Source organism: Anaerobutyricum soehngenii (assembly GCF_009697165.1).
GTDB classification, from domain to species: Bacteria; Bacillota; Clostridia; order Lachnospirales; family Lachnospiraceae; genus Anaerobutyricum; species Anaerobutyricum soehngenii.
Map to the genome: position 1 here is coordinate 305,136 of NZ_VULP01000001.1, position 20,214 is coordinate 325,349.

Annotated in this window: 18 protein-coding genes, 2 tRNA genes and 1 rRNA gene; 19 read left to right on the plus strand and 2 right to left on the minus strand. The window is 37.4% G+C overall.

Features of this window, described 5'->3' with window-relative positions; genetic code table 11:
* Window positions 1-400: 400 nt before the first annotated feature.
* Complete coding sequence (gene sigG, locus FYJ25_RS01345; RefSeq protein WP_021906401.1) at window positions 401-1,183, minus strand: RNA polymerase sporulation sigma factor SigG; 783 nt, start codon at window positions 1,181-1,183, stop codon at window positions 401-403.
* A gap of 244 nt (window positions 1,184-1,427) precedes the next feature.
* Between sigG and FYJ25_RS01350 the strand changes: the two genes are divergently transcribed.
* The 13 genes from FYJ25_RS01350 (at window position 1,428) to FYJ25_RS14735 (ending at window position 13,736) form a co-directional block, all read left to right on the plus strand.
* Entirely contained in the window at window positions 1,428-2,222 is a 795-nt protein-coding gene (locus tag FYJ25_RS01350; protein ID WP_021906400.1) for a competence/damage-inducible protein A, read from the plus strand.
* A 26-nt stretch (window positions 2,223-2,248) separates the two neighbouring features.
* Window positions 2,249-3,484, plus strand: a complete 1,236-nt coding sequence (sstT, locus tag FYJ25_RS01355; protein ID WP_096239300.1) for a serine/threonine transporter SstT — start codon at window positions 2,249-2,251, stop codon at window positions 3,482-3,484.
* A gap of 755 nt (window positions 3,485-4,239) precedes the next feature.
* Window positions 4,240-4,776, plus strand: a complete 537-nt coding sequence (locus FYJ25_RS01360) for a helix-turn-helix domain-containing protein (protein ID WP_021906759.1) — start codon at window positions 4,240-4,242, stop codon at window positions 4,774-4,776.
* 59 nt (window positions 4,777-4,835) lie between these two features.
* Complete coding sequence (locus tag FYJ25_RS01365) at window positions 4,836-5,909, plus strand: ABC transporter ATP-binding protein (RefSeq protein WP_096241544.1); 1,074 nt, start codon at window positions 4,836-4,838, stop codon at window positions 5,907-5,909.
* Complete coding sequence (locus FYJ25_RS01370) at window positions 5,902-6,717, plus strand: ABC transporter permease (protein WP_154580342.1); 816 nt, start codon at window positions 5,902-5,904, stop codon at window positions 6,715-6,717. Before FYJ25_RS01365 ends, FYJ25_RS01370 begins: the two co-directional genes overlap by 8 nt.
* Window positions 6,711-7,511 (plus strand): ABC transporter permease, encoded by an 801-nt coding sequence (locus FYJ25_RS14530; protein WP_021906762.1) that lies wholly within the window; start codon window positions 6,711-6,713, stop codon window positions 7,509-7,511. The genes FYJ25_RS01370 and FYJ25_RS14530 overlap by 7 nt, the downstream gene beginning before the upstream one ends.
* Window positions 7,508-8,614 carry an ABC transporter substrate-binding protein gene (locus FYJ25_RS14535; RefSeq protein ID WP_021906763.1) on the plus strand — a complete coding sequence of 369 codons (1,107 nt, stop codon included), beginning with the start codon at window positions 7,508-7,510 and terminating at the stop codon, window positions 8,612-8,614. The genes FYJ25_RS14530 and FYJ25_RS14535 overlap by 4 nt, the downstream gene beginning before the upstream one ends.
* Window positions 8,615-8,644: 30 nt before the next feature.
* The gene (greA, locus tag FYJ25_RS01385; protein WP_154580343.1) at window positions 8,645-9,142 is read left to right on the plus strand and encodes a transcription elongation factor GreA; all 498 of its coding nucleotides are present in this window, start codon (window positions 8,645-8,647) and stop codon (window positions 9,140-9,142) included.
* A 500-nt stretch (window positions 9,143-9,642) separates the two neighbouring features.
* Complete coding sequence (locus FYJ25_RS01395; RefSeq protein WP_243145656.1) at window positions 9,643-9,828, plus strand: hypothetical protein; 186 nt, start codon at window positions 9,643-9,645, stop codon at window positions 9,826-9,828.
* 356 nt (window positions 9,829-10,184) lie between these two features.
* A complete protein-coding gene (locus FYJ25_RS01405; RefSeq protein WP_005341250.1) occupies window positions 10,185-10,391 on the plus strand; it encodes a helix-turn-helix domain-containing protein in 207 nt (68 codons plus the stop codon).
* Between the two features lie 347 nt (window positions 10,392-10,738).
* Window positions 10,739-11,248 (plus strand): GNAT family N-acetyltransferase, encoded by a 510-nt coding sequence (locus FYJ25_RS01410; RefSeq protein ID WP_154580345.1) that lies wholly within the window; start codon window positions 10,739-10,741, stop codon window positions 11,246-11,248.
* A gap of 137 nt (window positions 11,249-11,385) precedes the next feature.
* Window positions 11,386-13,527, plus strand: a complete 2,142-nt coding sequence (locus FYJ25_RS01415; protein ID WP_154580346.1) for a sensor domain-containing diguanylate cyclase — start codon at window positions 11,386-11,388, stop codon at window positions 13,525-13,527.
* Between the two features lie 80 nt (window positions 13,528-13,607).
* On the plus strand, window positions 13,608-13,736 hold the full coding sequence (locus FYJ25_RS14735; RefSeq protein WP_278277425.1) for a hypothetical protein: 129 nt from the start codon (window positions 13,608-13,610) through the stop codon (window positions 13,734-13,736).
* A 225-nt stretch (window positions 13,737-13,961) separates the two neighbouring features.
* Here the strand turns inward: FYJ25_RS14735 and FYJ25_RS01420 are convergent, their stop codons facing one another.
* Entirely contained in the window at window positions 13,962-15,038 is a 1,077-nt protein-coding gene (locus FYJ25_RS01420) for a LacI family DNA-binding transcriptional regulator (protein ID WP_096239306.1), read from the minus strand.
* A 334-nt stretch (window positions 15,039-15,372) separates the two neighbouring features.
* Between FYJ25_RS01420 and FYJ25_RS01425 the strand changes: the two genes are divergently transcribed.
* From FYJ25_RS01425 to FYJ25_RS01450, 6 genes are all read left to right on the plus strand, one after another.
* Window positions 15,373-16,428, plus strand: a complete 1,056-nt coding sequence (locus FYJ25_RS01425) for an NAD(P)H-dependent glycerol-3-phosphate dehydrogenase (RefSeq protein WP_096239307.1) — start codon at window positions 15,373-15,375, stop codon at window positions 16,426-16,428.
* Window positions 16,429-16,474: 46 nt separating this feature from the next.
* Window positions 16,475-18,139 (plus strand): ribulokinase, encoded by a 1,665-nt coding sequence (locus FYJ25_RS01430; protein ID WP_096239308.1) that lies wholly within the window; start codon window positions 16,475-16,477, stop codon window positions 18,137-18,139.
* Between the two features lie 197 nt (window positions 18,140-18,336).
* Window positions 18,337-18,909 carry an NUDIX hydrolase gene (locus FYJ25_RS01435; protein WP_096239309.1) on the plus strand — a complete coding sequence of 191 codons (573 nt, stop codon included), beginning with the start codon at window positions 18,337-18,339 and terminating at the stop codon, window positions 18,907-18,909.
* Between the two features lie 376 nt (window positions 18,910-19,285).
* Window positions 19,286-19,371: transfer RNA gene (locus FYJ25_RS01440), tRNA-Ser, on the plus strand.
* Between the two features lie 71 nt (window positions 19,372-19,442).
* A tRNA-Ser gene (locus tag FYJ25_RS01445) sits at window positions 19,443-19,531 on the plus strand.
* A 342-nt stretch (window positions 19,532-19,873) separates the two neighbouring features.
* Window positions 19,874-20,214 (plus strand): 16S ribosomal RNA (locus FYJ25_RS01450); the annotation flags it as partial.

Below are 20,214 nucleotides of genomic sequence, written 5' to 3' on the forward strand. Positions count from 1 at the left end.
TTGTTTCAGCGGCTGTCTATTTTTTATAACAAATTAGTAATTTATGTTGGAAAGAGAGGGGGATTCTCCAAAAGATGATGTGAGCTAACCAGAGAAAAATTTTTCATAAGGTAAGAGTAGGTAAATGTAATTTTTATACAACCAAATAAGAAAGTGTCTTCTTTGGGCGATGTTCCTTCTAATGAAAACCATAGCCTTCTGGGCAATCCCCTTATTCTTCCTCAAATCCAAATACTAATTTCCTTCTGGAGCCAAAAAACAGAAAAGCAGAAATTTGATATAAAAGAAAATGTGATGTCGGAGCTAGTAAAAATGCCGGTCAGGCATTTTCTACGAAGTGACTATCTTCACATTTTCTTTTATATCAAATTTTTGCTTTTCGTCTCTTTAGTCCAGCAAATTAATATTTTTCAATAAAATTTCTTATGGATTTCAGTGCATTTTTTTCAAGGCGGCTGACTTGCGCCTGCGATATACTGATTTCGTTTGCAACTTCTGTCTGGGTTTTTCCTTCAAAAAAACGTTTTTTAATAATATGATATTCCCGGCCCGGAAGTTGATTCATTGCTTCCTGAAGAGAAAGGTGCTCTACCCAGGTTTCTTCTTTGTTCTTTTTGTCGCAGATTTGATCCATTAGAAAAAGTGGATCGTTTCCATCTTGATAGACCGGTTCAAACAAAGACATGGGTGTGGCAATAGCATCAAGAGCGTAAATGATATCTTCTTCAGAAATATCTGTTTCTTTTGCAATTTCTTCTATCGTAGGTGTACGATTCATAGATTTTGTGAGCTGTTCTTTTGCATAAATCGCTTTGTAAGCGGTGTCCCGCAAAGAACGGCTGACCCGTATGCTGTTATTATCTCGAAGATAGCGTCTTACTTCTCCAAGAATCATGGGTACAGCATAAGTGGAAAATTTAACATCTAAACTACGGTCGAAATTATCCACCGCTTTCATAAGACCGATACAGCCAACTTGAAACAGATCATCAGCATGTTCATGGTTATTAGAAAAACGTTGAATGACACTTAAAACGAGGCGAAGGTTCCCTTTTACATATTTTTCGCGAGCCGCTTTATCGCCACGTTCAATTCGTAGAAAAAGATTTTCTTTTTCTTCATTGGACAGAAGTGGCAGCTCTGAAGTATTTACTCCGCAGATTTCAACTTTGTTTAAAAACATCGCTATCCTCCCAGGGTGAAAAAATTTGAAAGCATATAAAATCAATGAAAAAGATTCTTAGAGTATAATAAAATGCATCTGTATAAAAGGATGAACTTAAAAAAGTAAAAATATTCATATAAAAGGTGAATATATTTAGAAAATCTGTTATAATGAAAAAAATAAGAAAAATGGCTGCACATTTTTATGGAAAAGTTCAGATTGAATTTTAGATTAGTTTTTAGATTGGTTAGGAGGATGCAGGATGGTTGCAGAAATTGTATGTGTGGGAACTGAACTTCTGCTGGGAGATATCGTAAATACGAATGCACAGCATATATCAAAAGAACTTGCTCATATAGGAATAGACTTATATTATCAGACGGTAGTGGGAGATAATAAAGAACGTGTGTGGAATGTATTGGACACTGCTTTAAAGCGTGCTGATCTCATTATTATGACTGGTGGATTAGGACCGACAAAGGATGATCTTACAAAAGAAGTGGCAGCTTCTTTTTTTGGGAAGAAGTTAGTTTTTCATGAGCAGACATATGAACATGTAAGAAAAAGATTAGAATCTTATGGAATTAGTGAGATGACAGAAAGTCAGAAAAAGCAGGCATTAGTTCCAGAAGGTGCCCTTATAGTTACGAATCCGGCAGGACTTGCTCCGGGAATTATTATGGCACAGGGAGATAAGGCGATTGTTATGCTGCCGGGACCTCCAAAAGAAATGAAAGCGGTTCTTTCAGAGTGTTGTCATCTTTTTATTAATCGCCTTTCAGATCAGGTATTTGTATCAATCAATATCAAGTGTAAGGGGCCGGATGAACTTCCATTAAAAGAAATTGGGGAAGCACCGGTAGCTGATTTATTAGGTGATATTCTTGATAATGAGAATCCTACTGTTGCAACATATGCAAAAGAAGATGGAGTGTTAATACGTGTAACTGCTTCCGGAAAGACAAGAGAAGAGGCTCTTACAGCTATGCAGCCAGTTGTAACAAAGATTGCGGAAATACTTGCCGGAAAGATTGCGTGGGTAAAGGAAGAAGTATAAAAATATTAAATTGAAAGAGGAAAAAAGTGGAAACATCTAGTTTAAAAAGAATAGCAAACAAATACACACAGACCAGTCTGATTTTACGTATTTTAATCGGTATGGCAATCGGTGTGGTACTGGCACTTACTGTGCCTGAATTTACAGGAATCAAGATTCTTGGAGACCTTTTTGTAGGAGCATTAAAGGCAATCGCTCCATTACTTGTATGTCTTTTAATTATGAGTTCTTTAGCTCAGACAAAAGAAGGACATAACGGGAACATGAAAACTGTAGTAATCCTTTATATGTTCAGTACCGTAATGGGAGCGATCGTAGCGGTAGCAGGAAGCTTTTTATTCCCATTAAAAATTACATTAGCAGATGCTGTACAGCAGGAAGCACCAAAAGGAGTTGTAGAAGTTCTTGAAAATCTCCTTTTAAAAATTGTAGCAAACCCAATTGATGCATTGGTAAATGCAAACTATCTTGGCGTGCTTGCTTGGGCTGTTATTCTTGGAATTGCATTAAAAAAGGCAACACCAGGAACAAAGCAGATGCTTTCTGATGCATCTGATGCGGTATCTCAGGCAGTACGATGGATTATAAACCTTGCACCATTTGGTATTTTAGGACTTGTATTTAATGCGGTATCGACAAGTGGTATTCAGATTTTCACACAGTATGGAAAGCTCATACTTTTACTCGTAGGATGTATGTTATTTCAGGAATTCATCACAAATGGTATTATTGTAGGATTTTGTCTTAAGAAAAATCCATATCCGTTAATTTCCCGCTGTGCAAGAGAAAGTGGATTAACAGCATTCTTTACAAGAAGTTCTGCAGCAAACATTCCTGTAAATATGGAACTTTGCGAAAAAATGGGCTTAGATAAAGATAATTATTCCGTATCCATTCCGCTTGGTTCTACGATTAATATGGATGGAGCAGCAATCACAATCACAGTAATGACCTTAGCAGCCGCATATACACTGGGAATCAGCGTAAGCATTCCAACGGCAATCGTGTTAAGTATTTTAGCAACACTTTCCGCATGTGGAGCATCAGGAATCGCTGGAGGTTCTCTCCTCTTAATCCCTGTAGCATGTTCCCTTTTCGGAATTTCCAATGACATTGCTATGCAGGTAGTAGGTGTAGGATTTATCATCGGTGTAATTCAGGATTCCTGTGAGACAGCACTGAATTCATCTTCTGACGTATTACTTACTGCAACAGCAGAATTTATGCAGTGGAGAAAAGCAGGAAAAGAATTACCATTTTAAAGCTTGAATTGCCGCAGGCAAGGTAGACGAAACAGACGAACCCAGAAAGAAAAATAAAGCATATTTGTGACCTCGGAGCAAAGGTTGAATGTTCGCTTAACCGCTCGCATTCATCCTTTGCTCCGAGGTCACAAATATGTTTTATTTTTCTTTCTGGGTTCTGTTTGTTGGCCGTCTATGCAAACGCAGAATTTATCAGAGTTCCTATTTCTCCTGTCCCCATTCCCAACCCATTCCGCAAGTGTCTAGTCAGTATATAGTATCGAAGCAAAACTTAAATTTCGATTTCACTCCAACAGCCAAAGACAGCCTCCGAAGCGAGCCGATAGCCTATATTTGTGGCCTTAGAGCAAGGATTGAATGTGAGCATGGAAGCGAACATTCAACCCGCAGTGATAGAGTCACAAATATAGGCTATCGGCTCGCTTCGGAGGCGTCTCTTTGCCTGCGGCAAATTCGAAATTAATTCCCTCTTGACTAGCACACTTCTTTCTGCCATAATAGCCTTTGGAAGTTTAACTATACTAAACTTTAAGTTTATCTCAGTCGAGAAGGCTCTCACATCTTTCAGGTGGTGAGTGACAGCAAATTTGTCTCAGTGGGAGTCCAATCTTCGACTGAGATAAACGCTCCGCGAGGATGCGCAGTGATTCTGTAAAGAATATGTCAGCTTACGCTGACCAGAATCACGCGCCAAGTCTCGCGGCTGCTCGACTTGAATATTACATAAATAGAAAGGTGTGAAGTCATGAATCATGGAACTAGGAGAGAAGATTAAAGAATTGAGGAATAAACAGGGACTTACGCAGGAAGAACTTGCTGACCGGGCAGAGCTTAGTAAGGGCTTTATTTCTCAGTTGGAAAGAGATATGACCTCTCCCTCCATCGCAACATTAGAAGACCTTCTTCAATGTCTTGGAACGACTCTCGGTGAATTTTTCATGGAGGAACAGGAAGAGGAACAGATTGTGTTTACGGAGGAGGATTTTTTTGTAAAGAAGGATGAGGAATATAAGAATCAGATTAAGTGGATTATTCCGAATGCACAGAAGAATTGCATGGAGCCAATACATTTGATTTTAGAAAAAGGTGGGGAGACCTGTCTGGATAATCCACATGAAGGAGAAGAATTTGGCTATGTATTAAAAGGTAAAGTGGAAATCCATCTTGGGAAGAGAAGTTATATTGCGAAAAAGGGAGATGCCTTTTATTATAAAGCGGATAAGACACATTATTTAAAGGGTATTGAGCAGACAGAATTAATATGGGTGACTTCTCCGCCGAGTTTTTAAGCAGCAAGAATGTTGAGACATTCTTGAAAAATTTAATAAAATTTATTGAGGAACAGGGAATGAAAAATAAATTAGTTGAATTGGTGAATATTTCAAAATCTTTTGGTTCGACCAAAGTATTAGATGAGTTGTGTTTAGAGGTAAAGGAAAATGAATTCCTTACTTTACTTGGACCGTCAGGTTGTGGAAAGACAACAACATTACGGATTATCGGTGGGTTTGAGAGACCGGACAGTGGAAAGGTACTGTTTGATGGAACAGATATTACGAACGTTCCGGCAAATAAAAGAAACTTAAATACGGTGTTTCAGAAATACGCATTGTTTGGTCATATGACAATTGAAGAAAATATTGCCTTTGGATTAAAAATTAAAAATAAATCGGATGTGTATATTAAAGATAAGATTAAGTATGCGTTAAAGCTTGTAAATCTGGAAGGGTTTGAGAAGAGAAAACCAACTTCATTAAGTGGTGGTCAGCAGCAGCGAATTGCAATTGCAAGAGCGATTGTAAATGAACCGAAAGTTCTTTTATTAGATGAACCGTTAGGTGCACTTGATTTAAAGCTGCGTCAGGATATGCAGTATGAGTTAATGCGTTTAAAAGAAGAGCTGGGAATTACATTTATTTATATTACACATGATCAGGAAGAAGCGCTTACGATGTCAGATAAGATCATCGTTATGAATAAGGGATATATCCAACAGATGGGAACACCAGAAGATATTTATAATGAGCCGGAAAATGCCTTTGTAGCAGATTTTATCGGTGACAGCAACATTATTGATGGAATTATGTTAGAAGATCGTCTCGTGGAGATTCTTGGAACGAAGTTTCCATGCGTGGATGAAGGATTTGGAAAAAATCGTCCTGTCGATGTCGTAATTCGTCCAGAGGATGTTGTTCTTAAAGGAGAAGGAGAAGGAATCATTGACGGAATTGTAACTTCTCTTATTTTCAAAGGTGTGCATTATGAGATGGAAGTAGAGGCGAACGGATATGAATGGCTTGTTCACAGTACAAATTGTTATCCGGTAGGTTCTAGAGTCAGTATTTCTGTAATTCCGTTTAATATTCAGATCATGCATAAGCCGGAATCAGAAGATGAAAAGGCGGTGGTAGTGGATGAGTAGAAAGGTTCTTACATCTCCGTATATTGTCTGGGGAGCAGCATTTATTATTTTGCCATTATTTATGGTGATATACTATGGGTGTACAGGAAGTGACGGAAGTTTTACGCTATCCAATATTACAGCAATGGCAGATCCGGTTCATTACAAAGCATTCTGGAATTCTGTCTGGATTGCGATGGCAAGTACAATGATCTGTCTGGTGATATCTTACCCTTTAGCATATATTTTAAGTAAAGGAAAGCACAGAGGTTCTGGTGTTGTTATTATGCTTTTTGTTTTGCCGATGTGGATCAACTTTCTTCTTCGTGTTCTGGCATTACAGGTTATTTTATCAAAAACAGGAATTTTAAATGCAATCCTTGGCTTTTTCGGACTACCTTTGCAGAAGTTAATGTATACGAAAGGAGCCGTACTGATTGGAATGGTTTATGATTATATTCCATTTATGATTTTGCCAATCTATAATGCGCTTTGTAAAATTGATAAAGATGTAATTGAGGCAGCGCATGATTTAGGAGCCAGCGCCAGAGTAACATTTCAGAAAATAATAATCCCATTGTCCCTGCCGGGAATTATCAGCGGAATTATTATGGTATTTATTCCAAGTATTTCTGAATTTGTTGTGGCAGATATTTTAGGAGGCTCAAAAGTACTTCTTTTTGGAAATGTCATTGACCAGGAATTTAATGTGGCAAATAACTGGAATTTAGGATCTGGTCTGTCTATCGTACTTATGATATTTATTTTCATCAGTATGGCGATCATGAATCGGAATGCATCAGAGGAAGGAGATAGTATGCTATGGTAAAAGTAAAAAGTTTTATTGAAAAGTTTTACGTGGCATTCATAGGTTTCCTTCTCTATGCACCATTACTTGTACTTTTTGTATGTTCCTTTAATGATTCAAAAGCAAGAACAATATGGGGAGGGTTTACTCTTCACTGGTACACAGACTTATTTCAGAATGAGGAAGTACTTTCAGCAGTAAGAACATCGCTGCTGCTTACGACACTTGCAGCGTTGATCGCAACATTAATTGGGACACTTGCCTGTATTGGAATGACAGCAATGAAGTTACGATTTCAAAAGGTAATGGAAGGACTTGCGAATATCCCGTTATTAAATGCAGATATTGTAACAGGTGTGGCTATCATGCTTTTGTTTGTGCATTTCATGTCATTAGGATTTACCTCCATGTTGATAGCTCATGTAACGCTGGGGCTGCCTTATATTATTTTGAATGTTATGCCGAGATTTCAGCAGCTTGATAAAAATGTATACGAGGCAGCGCAGGATTTAGGGGCATCTGCAGTATATGCCTTTGTCAAAGTTGTCCTGCCGGAAATTATCCCGGGAATTGTCTCAGGATTTTTCTTTGCTTTTACCGTATCGATGGATGACTTTGTTGTAACTTATTTTACAAAAGGGGCAGGAATCAATACAATTTCTACAATGCTTTATCAGCAGCTTCGAAGAGGAATCAATCCACAGATGTATGCACTTTCGACCCTTTTATTTTTGACGATTCTTATTTTACTCGGACTCATTAACCATATGTCCGCAACAAAACAAAAAAAAGCAGACAGGAGGGAAGAACGATGAATATACTGGAAAAATATTATCTGCAGGGAAAAGGCAAGATTATACTTGGAACTTTTGCATTGATCGTTCTTTTCATTATTTCGACGGTAATGTTTACCGGCTGCTTCTCTTCGAATCAAAAAAATGACAATGAAAATACAGTTACTGTATTTAATTATGGCGATTACATTGATGTAAATGTCTTAAAAACATTTGAGAAAGAAACTGGAATTCAGGTGAAATATGAAGAATACGTTACGCCGGAAGATATGTATACCAAATATAAATCAGGAGTGATCAATTACGATGTGATCTGTACTTCGGACTATATGGTGGAAAAAATGATGCAGGAAGGAGAAGTACAGAAAATTGATACATCTTCTATGGAATATTATAAAAACATTGACAAGAAGTATCTTGATTTTTGTAAAGTATTTGATCCAACCAATGAATATGCCGTTCCGTATTTGTGGGGAACAGTAGGAATCCTGTATAATACAAAAGTAGTAAAAGAAAAAGTAGATAGCTGGAGCATTCTATGGAATAAAAAGTATGATGATCAGATCATTATGCAAAATAGTATGAGAGATGCATTTATGGTTCCGCTTAAATGGAAAGGACTTTCTTTAAATACTACGAATCCAAAAGAATTAGTGCAGGCACAAAGTCTTTTATTAAAACAAAAACCAATTGTGGAAGCATATCTTGTTGATGAGGCAAGAGATGCGATGGTTTCCGGAGATGCCTCCATGGCAGTTATTTATTCCGGAGATGCCACCGTTGCCATGGAAGAAAACGAAGATCTTGATTATGTTGTGCCTAAAGAAGGTTCCAACGTATGGTTTGACTGCTTTCTAATTCCTAAAACAGCTGAACATAAAGAAGCCGCCGAAAAGTTTATCGACTACATGAGCCGTCAGGACATTGCCCAGAAAAACTTTGATTATATTTATTATGGAACACCAAATAAAGCCGTATACGATGCCTTAGATGATGAAACCAAAGAAGATTACACGATTTTTCCGGAAGAAGCGACTTTAAATAAATGTGAAGTATATAAATACCTTGGTGAAAAGACCGACCAGTATTACAATCGGCTGTGGAAGGAATTAAAATCATATTAATTAAAAAATATATCAGAAAGGGGAATTCTTATGAAACATAAATTAACCCAGCAAGATGTAGACAAAATGAAGGCAGAAATCGAGCACCGCAAAGTCGAAGTAAGACCGGAACTGCTCGAACATGTAAAAGAAGCCAGAGCACATGGCGATTTAAGCGAAAACTTTGAATACCATGCTGCCAAAAAAGAAAAAAACAGAAATGAAAGCCGAATCCGTTACCTTGAAAGAATGATTCGAACCTGCGAAATAGTAGAAGATCACTCTGATGCCGATCAGGTAGGTTTAAACAAAACAGTAACACTCTACTTTGAAGAAGATGACGAAACCGATAAATTCTCCTTCGTAACTACCGTACTCGTAGATACGATGCAAAATCGTGTCAGCATTGAATCCCCTTTAGGAAAAGCTCTTCTGGGACACAAAAAAGGAGAAAGAGTTTATATACCTGTAAATTCACAGTATGGATACTATGTCGAAATTAAAGAAATCGAACCCTTTAACGAAGACATACCTTTGAATCAATACTGATTTGTAAATTTGGTACAGACGAAAAAAGAAAAAATGCCCTATCCCATCTGCTCTGTAGTCGCTGCATTTAAGATGCTTCTCCGCATCTTAAATACGCTCCGAAGCCGCATCTGGGATAGGGCATTTTTTCTTTTTTCTGATTATACTAAATCCACAGTTAGAGAGAATGGGAATTCTCCAGAAAGATATGGATTCCCGGAAAAATAAATTCTAAAGGATTGACATTTAAATTGGTGTATGTTGTCTCAAATGCTTACTGACTTTTATGTATGAAGAATACCAGCGGGAACTGGAAAGATTTCTTGAATCGGATCCAGAGATGTTTTCTCTGGAAGCAGAAATTCATCATTGCATAGAAATACTGGAACCTGTCCTCAGAGATGCTGGACAGGAGATGTGGCAGGTATTGGACAGAATTATTTCAGCAAAAAATGCCATGAAAGGGATTGTGGCAAAAGAAATGTATATCCGAGGATTTCTGGATTATGAAAGGCTAGTGTGTGAAAAAGAATCTTTACAAGGTATGTAGATTCCTCACAAGAGAAGAAATCGCATATCGGTATCCGATCATATATGAAATGATTCAGAAAATGTTTTCGCCGGATGATACCAATCCACCGGAAGCATATACAATGTTTATGCTAGACAATGAACCAGATGATGAAGAATATGTAATGGCAACGTAGCTGCGGAAAGGAGGATAACGGTGCAGGAGCGGATTCGTTGGAAACATCGAAAACAGATAAGGACGGATTTATGGAAGCACCGGAAGGTGAGGTTCCATTTGACTAAACTGGAATAAATGGTTGGAGAGGCTGCCCTTTATCGTGGCATCCTCTTTTCCATTTTACAGAAGAAATCAAAAATTACAGATATTCAACCTAACGAAATCGTGATATAATGAGCGCAAGAGAGCTAACATGCTTGCATGATTGGCGAACGGCGAATTGGATCATGATAGTTGCGAAGCAACGGTAAGCACCGAAGGTGCGAATCATGATATAATCAAAATAAGTATGAATGAGAAATATGGAGGTAGTTTATGGGCGTAAGTTATAACAGATTATGGAAAATGCTCATAGATAAAAATATGAAGCGGATAGAGATGCAGTACCTCACCGGGATCAGTGGAAACATTCTTGCCAGGATGGGAAAAAACCAGTATGTATCAATGGAGACGATTGAGAAGATTTGCAAGAAGCTGGACTGCACCGTTGATGAGATGATGGAATTTACAGATGATGAGTAACAGGAGCAGACATGTCAAATTATTAAGACTGGCAGAATGCGTCAGAAGTCGAAAAAAGAAATTGAAAAAAGATAACACGCCGGATACGGCATAAATCTCTTAGCAAAGCTAAGAGTGTACTTTGATACAGGCAATTCCATTTGCCTGTATCGTGCGACCTGCGGTGCCGTTCCCAGTTTTGAAAAATCTTAAAATGGGAAATACAGCGAAATCAGAGATTTCGTACAAGGGGCTGTTTCCCCTTGCGGCACAGGTGCCTATCCCCGAAGTTTGCGACTGAATACCTCAGATACAAATATATGGGGTGAAGGAAAGCGTGAAATCGGAATTTTACGGAGTGGACAGAAATGAACTTAGAACTTATTCTAATGTCCGAAAATGACATTGCTGAATTTAAGAAAAATGTACAGTGTGCATTTCAAAAAGGATTTGAAGATGTGTTTGGTAAATGTGAAGAAACGATTCTTCCAGAAAAGGACATAGACCAATCCTTAAATGGTAAAGGTTCAGTAGCATATAAAGCTGTGTTGGATGGAGAAACTGTTGGTGGTGTGATTGTTGCAATCGACACCGAAACGCAACATAATCATCTTGACTTATTATATGTAAAAAGTGGTGTACAAGGAAAAGGTATTGGAAAGTCTATTTGGTATGCGGTTGAAAAGTTATATCCTGATACAAAGGTATGGGAAACTTGTACTCTATATTTTGAAAAACGCAACATCCACTTTTATGTGAATATTTGTGGATTTCACATCACAGAGTTTTTTAATGAGAAACATCCTATGCTAGATACACCAGATGATTTTATTGGGGATGGCAATGAGGGAATGTTTGTATTTCAGAAAGAAATGTAAGATTTGAAGTTGCAGAATTGATAAATTTACCTTTCGAAGAAAAAACAGTAATCTTGTATAAGAATAAAAAAACAAGCATTATCCATCAATTCAAATATAAGGTAAAAAATAGTATCAACCGACGAGGAGAAAAATAGATGAATATTACAAGTCTTGAAATTGCACAGGCAACAATGGATATGTTCTTTTGTTTGTTCTGTCTAATAATATTTGTTTCAATTAAAGCAAATAATCCAAAACAGAAGAGTATGAGGATGTTCGTTCGATTATTTCTTATTGCTACAGTTCTGTTTTTTGGAGAGACTTTGGCATATATTTTTAGAGGTAACCTTGGTCTTTTTAATATTTTAGTAACTAGAATTGCTAATCTTATGGTATTTGCTATGAACATAGCAATGGCAAATACCTATGTTAGGTTTGTTAGTTCTGTTTTTGTTGAAAAAGGTGCTGAAGTAAGTGGCAATAGTGTTAAAATTGCCAATATCTTTTCGTGCATTAATATTTTCATTGTTGTGGTTAATTTGTTTTATCCATGGATGTATTATTTCGATGAGGCAAATTATTATCACAGGAATAATTCCTGGTATGTATATACACTAATATCACTTGTCATCATATTTATAGGAGCAGGTATGGCGATTAAGTATAGAAAGTATTTGGAAAAACGAAGCTTCATTTCAATGATTCTGTTTTCGTTTATTCCAATAATTGCAACAGTTGTACAGTCCTTTATTTATGGATTTTCTATAACCAATTTAGGACTGGGAATAGGTTCAGTCGTAATGTTTGCTGCATATATGTATGATTGGTCTCATAATGGGGATGAACATACGAATATGATTAATGACAGCAGATTTGATGCTGTTATTATGTTTATCATAATGCTACTTAGCATGAGTGTTTCCATCATAGCATGTGTGAGTGTGATCCAGCAGGTAACTAAGGAAAACTCTGAAATACAGAGCAGAACAATTGCGCAGATGGTTTCAGCAAAGATTGAGAATGAACTTATTAAGCCAGTTACTGTTTCTCAGACGATTAGCAGTGATATTGATATAAGAACCTACATAGAGGGGAAAACCAGAGAAGAGGCGGAGAGTGTCAAAGACGATATAACTAATCGTCTGGTATCCATTGGTAATGAATTTGATTATAAAATGGTATTTGTTGTTTCGGATAAAACAAGAGCATATTATACATATAATGGAATAAGTAGGTATCTTGATGTTGAAAATGACAGCCATGATATATGGTATAAGGATTACTTGGATTCAGGGAAAAGATATATAGTTAATGTTGATACTGATGAAGATAATAACGGGAGTCTTTCGGTGTTTATTAATTACGGTATTATTGACACGAATGGAGACATTTTGGGAGCATGTGGTGTCGGAGTTGATATGAATGACCTTGTAGAAATACTTGCCAGGTTCGAGGAAGAATACAATATCAAAGTATATTTAGTTAATCATGATGGACTTATACAGGTTGATACGGATGTAAGTTCTATAGAAACAGGCTACTTGGATAATTCATATTTTGGCAGTATATCAGATGATGATTTTTATTATCAGTTATCGGAGAATGGCTGTTATATGACCAAGTATCTCGAAGGATTTGATTGGTATATAGTAATAAGAGATAATAATCCTGTTAAATTGGATGAAAATAAAATTATACTTCCAATTGTTTTAATCTTTATTGCAGGCGTATTAATAATGGCAACTTCATTTGTTATTATTAGTATGAGAGAGAAGAAGGCAAAGGATGCATACAACAGAAGATATGAAGCATCTATAAAGGACGAGCTTACAGGCTTATATAATAGACGAGGGTTTGAAGTTGACTGTGAAATAATCAAGAAAAATAATAACTTAATAGAATACGTTCTTATTATGATGGATTTGAACGGTTTAAAAGTAGCTAATGATAATATTGGTCATGAAGCAGGGGATGAGTTAATTATTGGCGCTTCGAAGTGTATGGATAATGCATTCTCAGGTCTTGGAAGGACGTATCGTGTAGGTGGCGATGAGTTTGCTACATTACTGAGAGGAACGAGAGAAGAAGCACAGGATGCAGTTAAGACATTTGATTATTTAACTGAAAACTTCCAGGGAAATCTTATTTCTGAACTTAGTGTGTCTAAGGGAGTAGTTGTTTGTTCAGAACATATAGAACTTAATTTTGAAGAAATTAAGGCAATGGCTGATAAGTTGATGTATGCAGATAAGGATGAATATTATAGACGAACAGGAAAAGATAGAAGACGAGTTTGATTTATAAATTGATATTTAATCTATGTAAAGAACCCAACAACTTCCAGTTTTATTGACCAAGAAATTAAGGAGGATTCATTATGAGTGAGAAAACAGAGATTACTTTCATGCAAACAAGATTAATCCGGCTTGCTTCAGAAGAGTGGCATTTACCTGTTGAACAAATTATCCGCAGAGACTTCTCAAAGCCTGTGAAAAAGGACTGGTGAATCTTGTAATTACCCTATTTAATTTCATGGAAAGCCACAATTTTCTGAAGAATCCCCATTCTCACCAACTGTGGAGTTGGAGTAGTCAGAAAAAAGAAAAACTACCCTATCCCAGATGCGGCTTGGGAGCGTATTTAAGATGCGGGTGAGCATCTTAAATACAGCGACTACAGAGCAGATGGGATAGGGTAGTTTTTCTTTTTTCGTCTATACCAAATCTACAGATCAGCATTTTCTTCCTGTAGATTTGCGTACGATTAACTGTGGTTCATATTCCAGTCTCATAATATAAGAACGAGAGGAGTCTTCTTTTTTCTGTGTATTTTTTCGATGGATCATATCCACCGCTTCTTCACCTTTTCGCACTGAAGCATGGTCGATCGTAGTGAGTGAAATCTGTGGCATGGCAGATAAGGTAATGTTATCAAAGCCACAGACAGAAAAGTCAGACGGAATGCGATAACCATGGTCGGAAATTGCTGCCATGATTCCAAAGGCTGCCATGTCATTATTTCCTATAAAGGCGGTAGAGGAAGTTTCTTCTTCTAAAGCGCGGGTTGCAAGGTCATAACCGTTTTGATATTCTGCATTTTCAAGAGGATAGCGATCAAAAGCAGGCTGGTTTTGGTAGAGAACAGTAAGGTGTCCTAAGGGGATACCATACTCACGAAAACTAGATTTGATACCATCAAGACGGTGGATTCTTCCAATTTCTTTTCCGCGAATCGGAGTAGAAATGTAAGTGATGTTTGTATGACCTAAAGAAAGTAGATAATTAGCCATAATATGTCCCTGTTTACGGCTGTCAAGTTCAACAGAATCAAAGTGGCAGGAGAGCGGTTTGTCTCCTACAGAAATAACCGGGAAATGCTTTGCAAGAGCGTTGATTTTCTGGATCTTTGACAATGGATAAAGACTGATGATGCCGGCAAGTTGTACGCGGGAAAATAAATCGAGATAGATTTCTTCTGTTGCAGCATCTCTTCCGGTAGAAATTGTCATAACAGTGTAGTTATATTTCTTTGCGTGATCGGTGATAGACTGCATCATCATCGAGTAATAGCCGTTTGTGACCATCGGGCATAGCACGACAATTGTATTTGCAAGAGATTTTTCCTGTACCAGTTCTTTTGGTACAGGTTTTTTGTATCCAAGCTCTTTTGCCTTTGCCTTTACTTTTTGTACGGTCTCGTCGGTAAAGGATACATTTGGTTTATTGCTGAGGATCATAGAGACGGTGGATTGGGAGATACCAAGTTCTTCAGCGATGTCTCTGGTGGTGACTCGATTCCTTTTTCCCATAAAAAATACTCCTTTTTTGATTTATTTTAATTAATGGTTACGTATTAATCTTAGTACATTTTTGATTAATAATATTATAGTATTGATTAATTCATTTTACAAGGTATTTCCTTATGTTTGCATTTTCCTTTTTTGACAGGAAGAAAAATGGAGCGAAAAAACAGAGGATTAATCAAATGAAATGATTAATAAAAATCACGAAAATATCTAGTAAATAAGCGGTTTTTAGCATTTGACTTTGTTAAATAAATATGGTTAGATATAGCCATCAGATAACGAAACAAAACAACCAAAACAAAGATTTTATTTAAGATTTTTCACAGGAGGATTTAAAATGAGTGTTATTACTTTTGTTTGTGCAGGTCAGATGAATTCAGCAATTACTTTTCCAGCTTTTGAAAATGGTCATGAGGTAAGATTAGTTGGTTCCCCTCTTGATAGAGACATTATCGATGGATTAAAGAAAGATAATTTTCATATTACATTAAAGAGAACGCTTCATGATGGCATCAAATATTATCAGATTGAAGAACTAGAAGAGGCTTTAAAAGGTGCAGATTTAGTTCTTGGTGGTGTAAGCAGTTTTGGACTTGACTGGTTCTGCGATGAAATTCTTCCAGTATTACCAGAGGACGTTCCAGTACTTACGGTAACAAAAGGAATGGTTGATTTAGAAGATGGAACTTTAGTTCCGTATCCACATATTTTTGCACAGAGACAGCCGGAAGGCAAACATCTTAACTTAAATGCAATCGGTGGACCATGTACAAGCTATGAGTTAGCAGACCATGATGATAGCCACGTTGCTTTCTGTGGAAAAGACGTAGAGACATTAAAATATATCAAATCTCTTTTAGAGACAGATTATTATCATATTTCTCTTTCTACAGATGTTGTTGGTGTGGAGTGTGCAGTTGCAATGAAAAATGCCTATGCTTTAGGTGTAAGTCTTGCAGTAGGTCTTGCAGAAAAGAGAGATGGAAAGATTGGAAGTCAGCATTATAATTCTCAGGCAGCATTATTTGGACAGAGTGTAAAAGAAATGACGAGATTACTTGAGCTTATTGGTGGCAAACCGGAAAATATTATTCATGGTGCAGGCGATTTATATGTAACAATCTTTGGTGGAAGAACTCGTAAAATTGGAACTTTATTAGGAAGAGGTCTTTCTTTCGAGGAAGCAATGGCAGAGTTACAGGGAGTGACATTAGAGTCCATCGTTATTTCCACAAGAACAGCGAGAGCGGTAAGAAAGCTTGCAGAAAGAGGAATAGTTTCTTTAGAAGATTTCCCATTATTGATGCATGTAGATGCAATTATCAATCAGGGAGCAGAAGTAGATATCCCATGGAAAGACTTTACATGGAATGACTTTTCATTAGCAGAATAATTAAGGTATCGGGATAATACGGTTAGGAAAGAGAAGGAGAATACTTATGAGCAAATATGCGATTGGGATTGATTATGGTACATTATCTGTACGTGCACTTCTTGTAGATATAGAAACAGGGAAGGAAGTAGCTGCAAGTATTTATGAATATCCACATGGGGTTATGGAAGAACATATTCCGTCAGGGAAAAAGCTTCCGGTAGGATGGGCGTTACAGGATCCACAAGATTATTTGGAAGGATTACTTGTTACAGTAAGAGATGTTGTTTCAAGAAATAAAATTCTTCCGGGAGAAGTCGTAGGTATTGGAGTGGATTTTACCTCTTCTACGGTAATTCCGGTGAAAGCAGATAAAACACCGCTATGTCATCTTCCAGAATTTAAAGAGGAACCACATGCTTATGTGAAATTATGGAAGCATCATGGTGCGGAAGAAGAAGCAAAATTGATGAATGATGTTGCTGTAGCACGTGGAGAAGAATGGCTTCCGACATATGGTGGTAAAATTTCCAGTGAATGGATGTATCCGAAAATTTATGAAACACTGCGTCATGCACCAGAAGTTTATGATGCGGCTGATCGTTTTATGGAGGCAGGAGACTGGATTATCTGGCAGATGACAGGAGAAGAAACAAGAAGTGCCTGCTGCGCAGGATATAAGGCATATTATCATCATGAAAAAGGATATCCATCAAAAGATTTCTTTAAAGCGGTAGACCCAAGAATGGAAAACATCGTAGAGGAGAAGCTTGATGCTCCGATTAAAGGCGTTGGAGAAAAAGCAGGACATTTAACAGCTTCTATGGCAAGAGAAATGGGACTTATGGAAGGCGTTCCGGTAGCTACCTGTATTATTGATGCGCATGCTTCTTTACCAGGCTGTGGAATTGGTGAACCGGGCAAAATGATGATTATCGTAGGAACTTCTTCCGTACATATGATGCTTGGGGATAAAGAAGCAGCGATCAAAGGGTCATCAGGTACAGTAAAAGATGGAATTATGCCAGGATATTTTGGATATGAAGCAGGACAGTCTTGTGTAGGAGATCATTTTGCTTGGTTTGTTGAAAATTGTGTACCGGAAAGCTATGAGCAGGAGGCGCGTGTAAGAGGAATTTCTATTCATCAGCTTCTTTCTGAAAAGTTATCTTCTTATAAAGCAGGGGCAAGTGGTTTGTTAGCACTAGATTGGTTTAATGGTGTACGTACTCCTTTAATGGATTTTAATTTAAATGGTTTGATTATGGGAATGAATCTATTGACAAAACCAGAAGAAATATATCTGTCTCTTATTGAAGCAACTGCGTATGGAACCCGCATGATAATTGAAGGATTCGAGGAAGCTGGCTTAGAAGTAAAAGACATTACATTAAGTGGTGGTATTCCAATCAAAAATGAAATGCTTGTACAAGTATATTCTGATGTATGTAATCGAAAAATTAAAGTTGTTGATTCCACACAATCAAGTGCCCTTGGTGCGGCAATTTTAGGTGCAGCAGCGGCTCCGGAGCGTATTACAGGTTTTAAAAATGCTAATGAAGCAGCAAAGAGGCTTGGAAAAGTAAAAGATAAAGTCTGGGAGCCAAATCAGGATAACGTTGAAATCTATAATGAACTCTATGAAGAATATAAAACCTTGCATGGTTACTTTGGAACTGGTATAAATGATGTGATGAAACATTTAAATAATATCAGGGAAAGAAGAAAATAGTACATAACTATTCCAATTCATACATATAGAAAGTAGTGCAGCGGTCTGTTGATAAATTAAAATGAACAGACTGGTGCACTTTTCGGGTATATTCCAAACGCGCTTTATCTCATCAGAAAATATTTTTCAAACATATTTTTTAATGAGCTATAAAATAGAAATTGTGAAAGTATATGAAGTAAAAAGTGAGGTAGCAAATGAATTCTTTAAAAAAGATAAAAGAGTGGCTTAACACATTTACACCTTTTAATGAGCAGGAACAAGTGGACTGTCAGCGCATAAGACAGTTTTTAGAGGAAGAACCGAATCTTTTACTGCGTGATAATGTAAAAATGCATTTTACAGCATCTGCATGGGTATTAAACCCATCTAAGAATAAAGTTCTGATGCTCTACCATAATATTTATCAGTCCTGGTCCTGGAGCGGTGGACATGCAGACGGAGAAGGTGATCTTTTATCTGTTGCAATGAAGGAAGTAAAAGAAGAAAGTGGATTGCTTTCTTTAAAACCATTATTGGATATGCCTTTATCTATTGAAATTCTTGGTGTACAGCCACATTATAAAAAACAGAAATATGTCAGCGCACACCTGCATCTAAACTACACCTTTCTTCTACATAACACAAGAGAAGAAAAATTAAAAATCTGCCCTGAGGAAAACAGCAAGGTGAGCTGGCTTTCTCCAGATGAAGCGGTACGTTCATCAACAGAAGCGTGGATGAAGCCAATTTATGAGAAACTTAACCAGAAGATGAGAGAGTATTTGTAAGATGATAAACAGACGAACTCAAGGAAGCAAACTTGCATTTCTGCCACCACTTCTATTTTGCCTCTCTTAATCCGGTAAACCCATCTTCAATTTTCCTTTATACATTCTTTAATTGATTATAGAGGATTACAACAAACAGAAAAGTGGGGAAGGCGGCTATCTATAAAATACGCCTTAGAGCAAATCCAAGTTACGGTTGAGTAGCTTGGATGCAGTGATACGAAGCATTTTATAGATAGCCGCCTTCCCCACTTTTCGTCTATTGAAAAAGCAAATCAAAAAAATAAAAAAAATTGAAAAAAGTTGTTGACATATGCAGATAGAAGTGATAATATAAGTGAGTCGCTTGCGAGAGCGAAACAAAATGAAAACATATGGAGAGGTGTCCGAGTGGTTTAAGGAGCTGGTCTTGAAAACCAGTGATACTGAAAGGTACCGTGGGTTCGAATCCCACCTTCTCCGTATTCTTTAACTTAAATCAGGAAGACATTGGATTGCACATATTTTAAGTGAAGTTTTTTCATTGATAGTATGGAGAAGTACCCAAGAGGCCGAAGGGGCTCGCCTGGAAAGTGAGTAGGTCGTTAGTAGCGGCGCAAGGGTTCAAATCCCTTCTTCTCCGTTGCGAATATAATCGCAAAAAAAGTTCTTGACATTTTCAAGAGAAAATGCTAGAATACACAGGCTGTTAAAAAACAGCAAAAACAAAATAAAAAAAGTTCTTGACAAAGATTTCTGAAAATGATAAAATAAAGAAGTTGTGTCAAAAAAAGAACAACACAAAACCTTGATAACTGAATAACAAAACAACCTTGAACGTTAATTCAAATTTCATTCGGGTTTTCCTGAGAGTGATGTCTGCAGGAAAGTCCATGGAACAGAACGAAAGTTCAAAACCTAAATAAACAGTAAAGACAGGAAAAGAACCAGTGGTTCTGGACCTTGATCTGACATCTTAAACATTTTATTTGAGAGTTTGATCCTGGCTCAGGATGAACGCTGGCGGCGTGCCTAACACATGCAAGTCGAACGAAGCGCCTTTTAAGATTCTTCGGATGATTGATTGGTGACTGAGTGGCGGACGGGTGAGTAACGCGTGGGTAACCTGCCCTGTACAGGGGGATAACAGTTGGAAACGGCTGCTAATACCGCATAAGCGCACGAGAGGACATCCTTTCGTGTGAAAAACTCCGGTGGTACAGGATGGGCCCGCGTCTGATTAGCTGGTTGGCAGGGTAACGGCCTACCAAGGCGACGATCAGTAGCCGGTCTGAGAGGATGAACGGCCACATTGGAACTGAGACA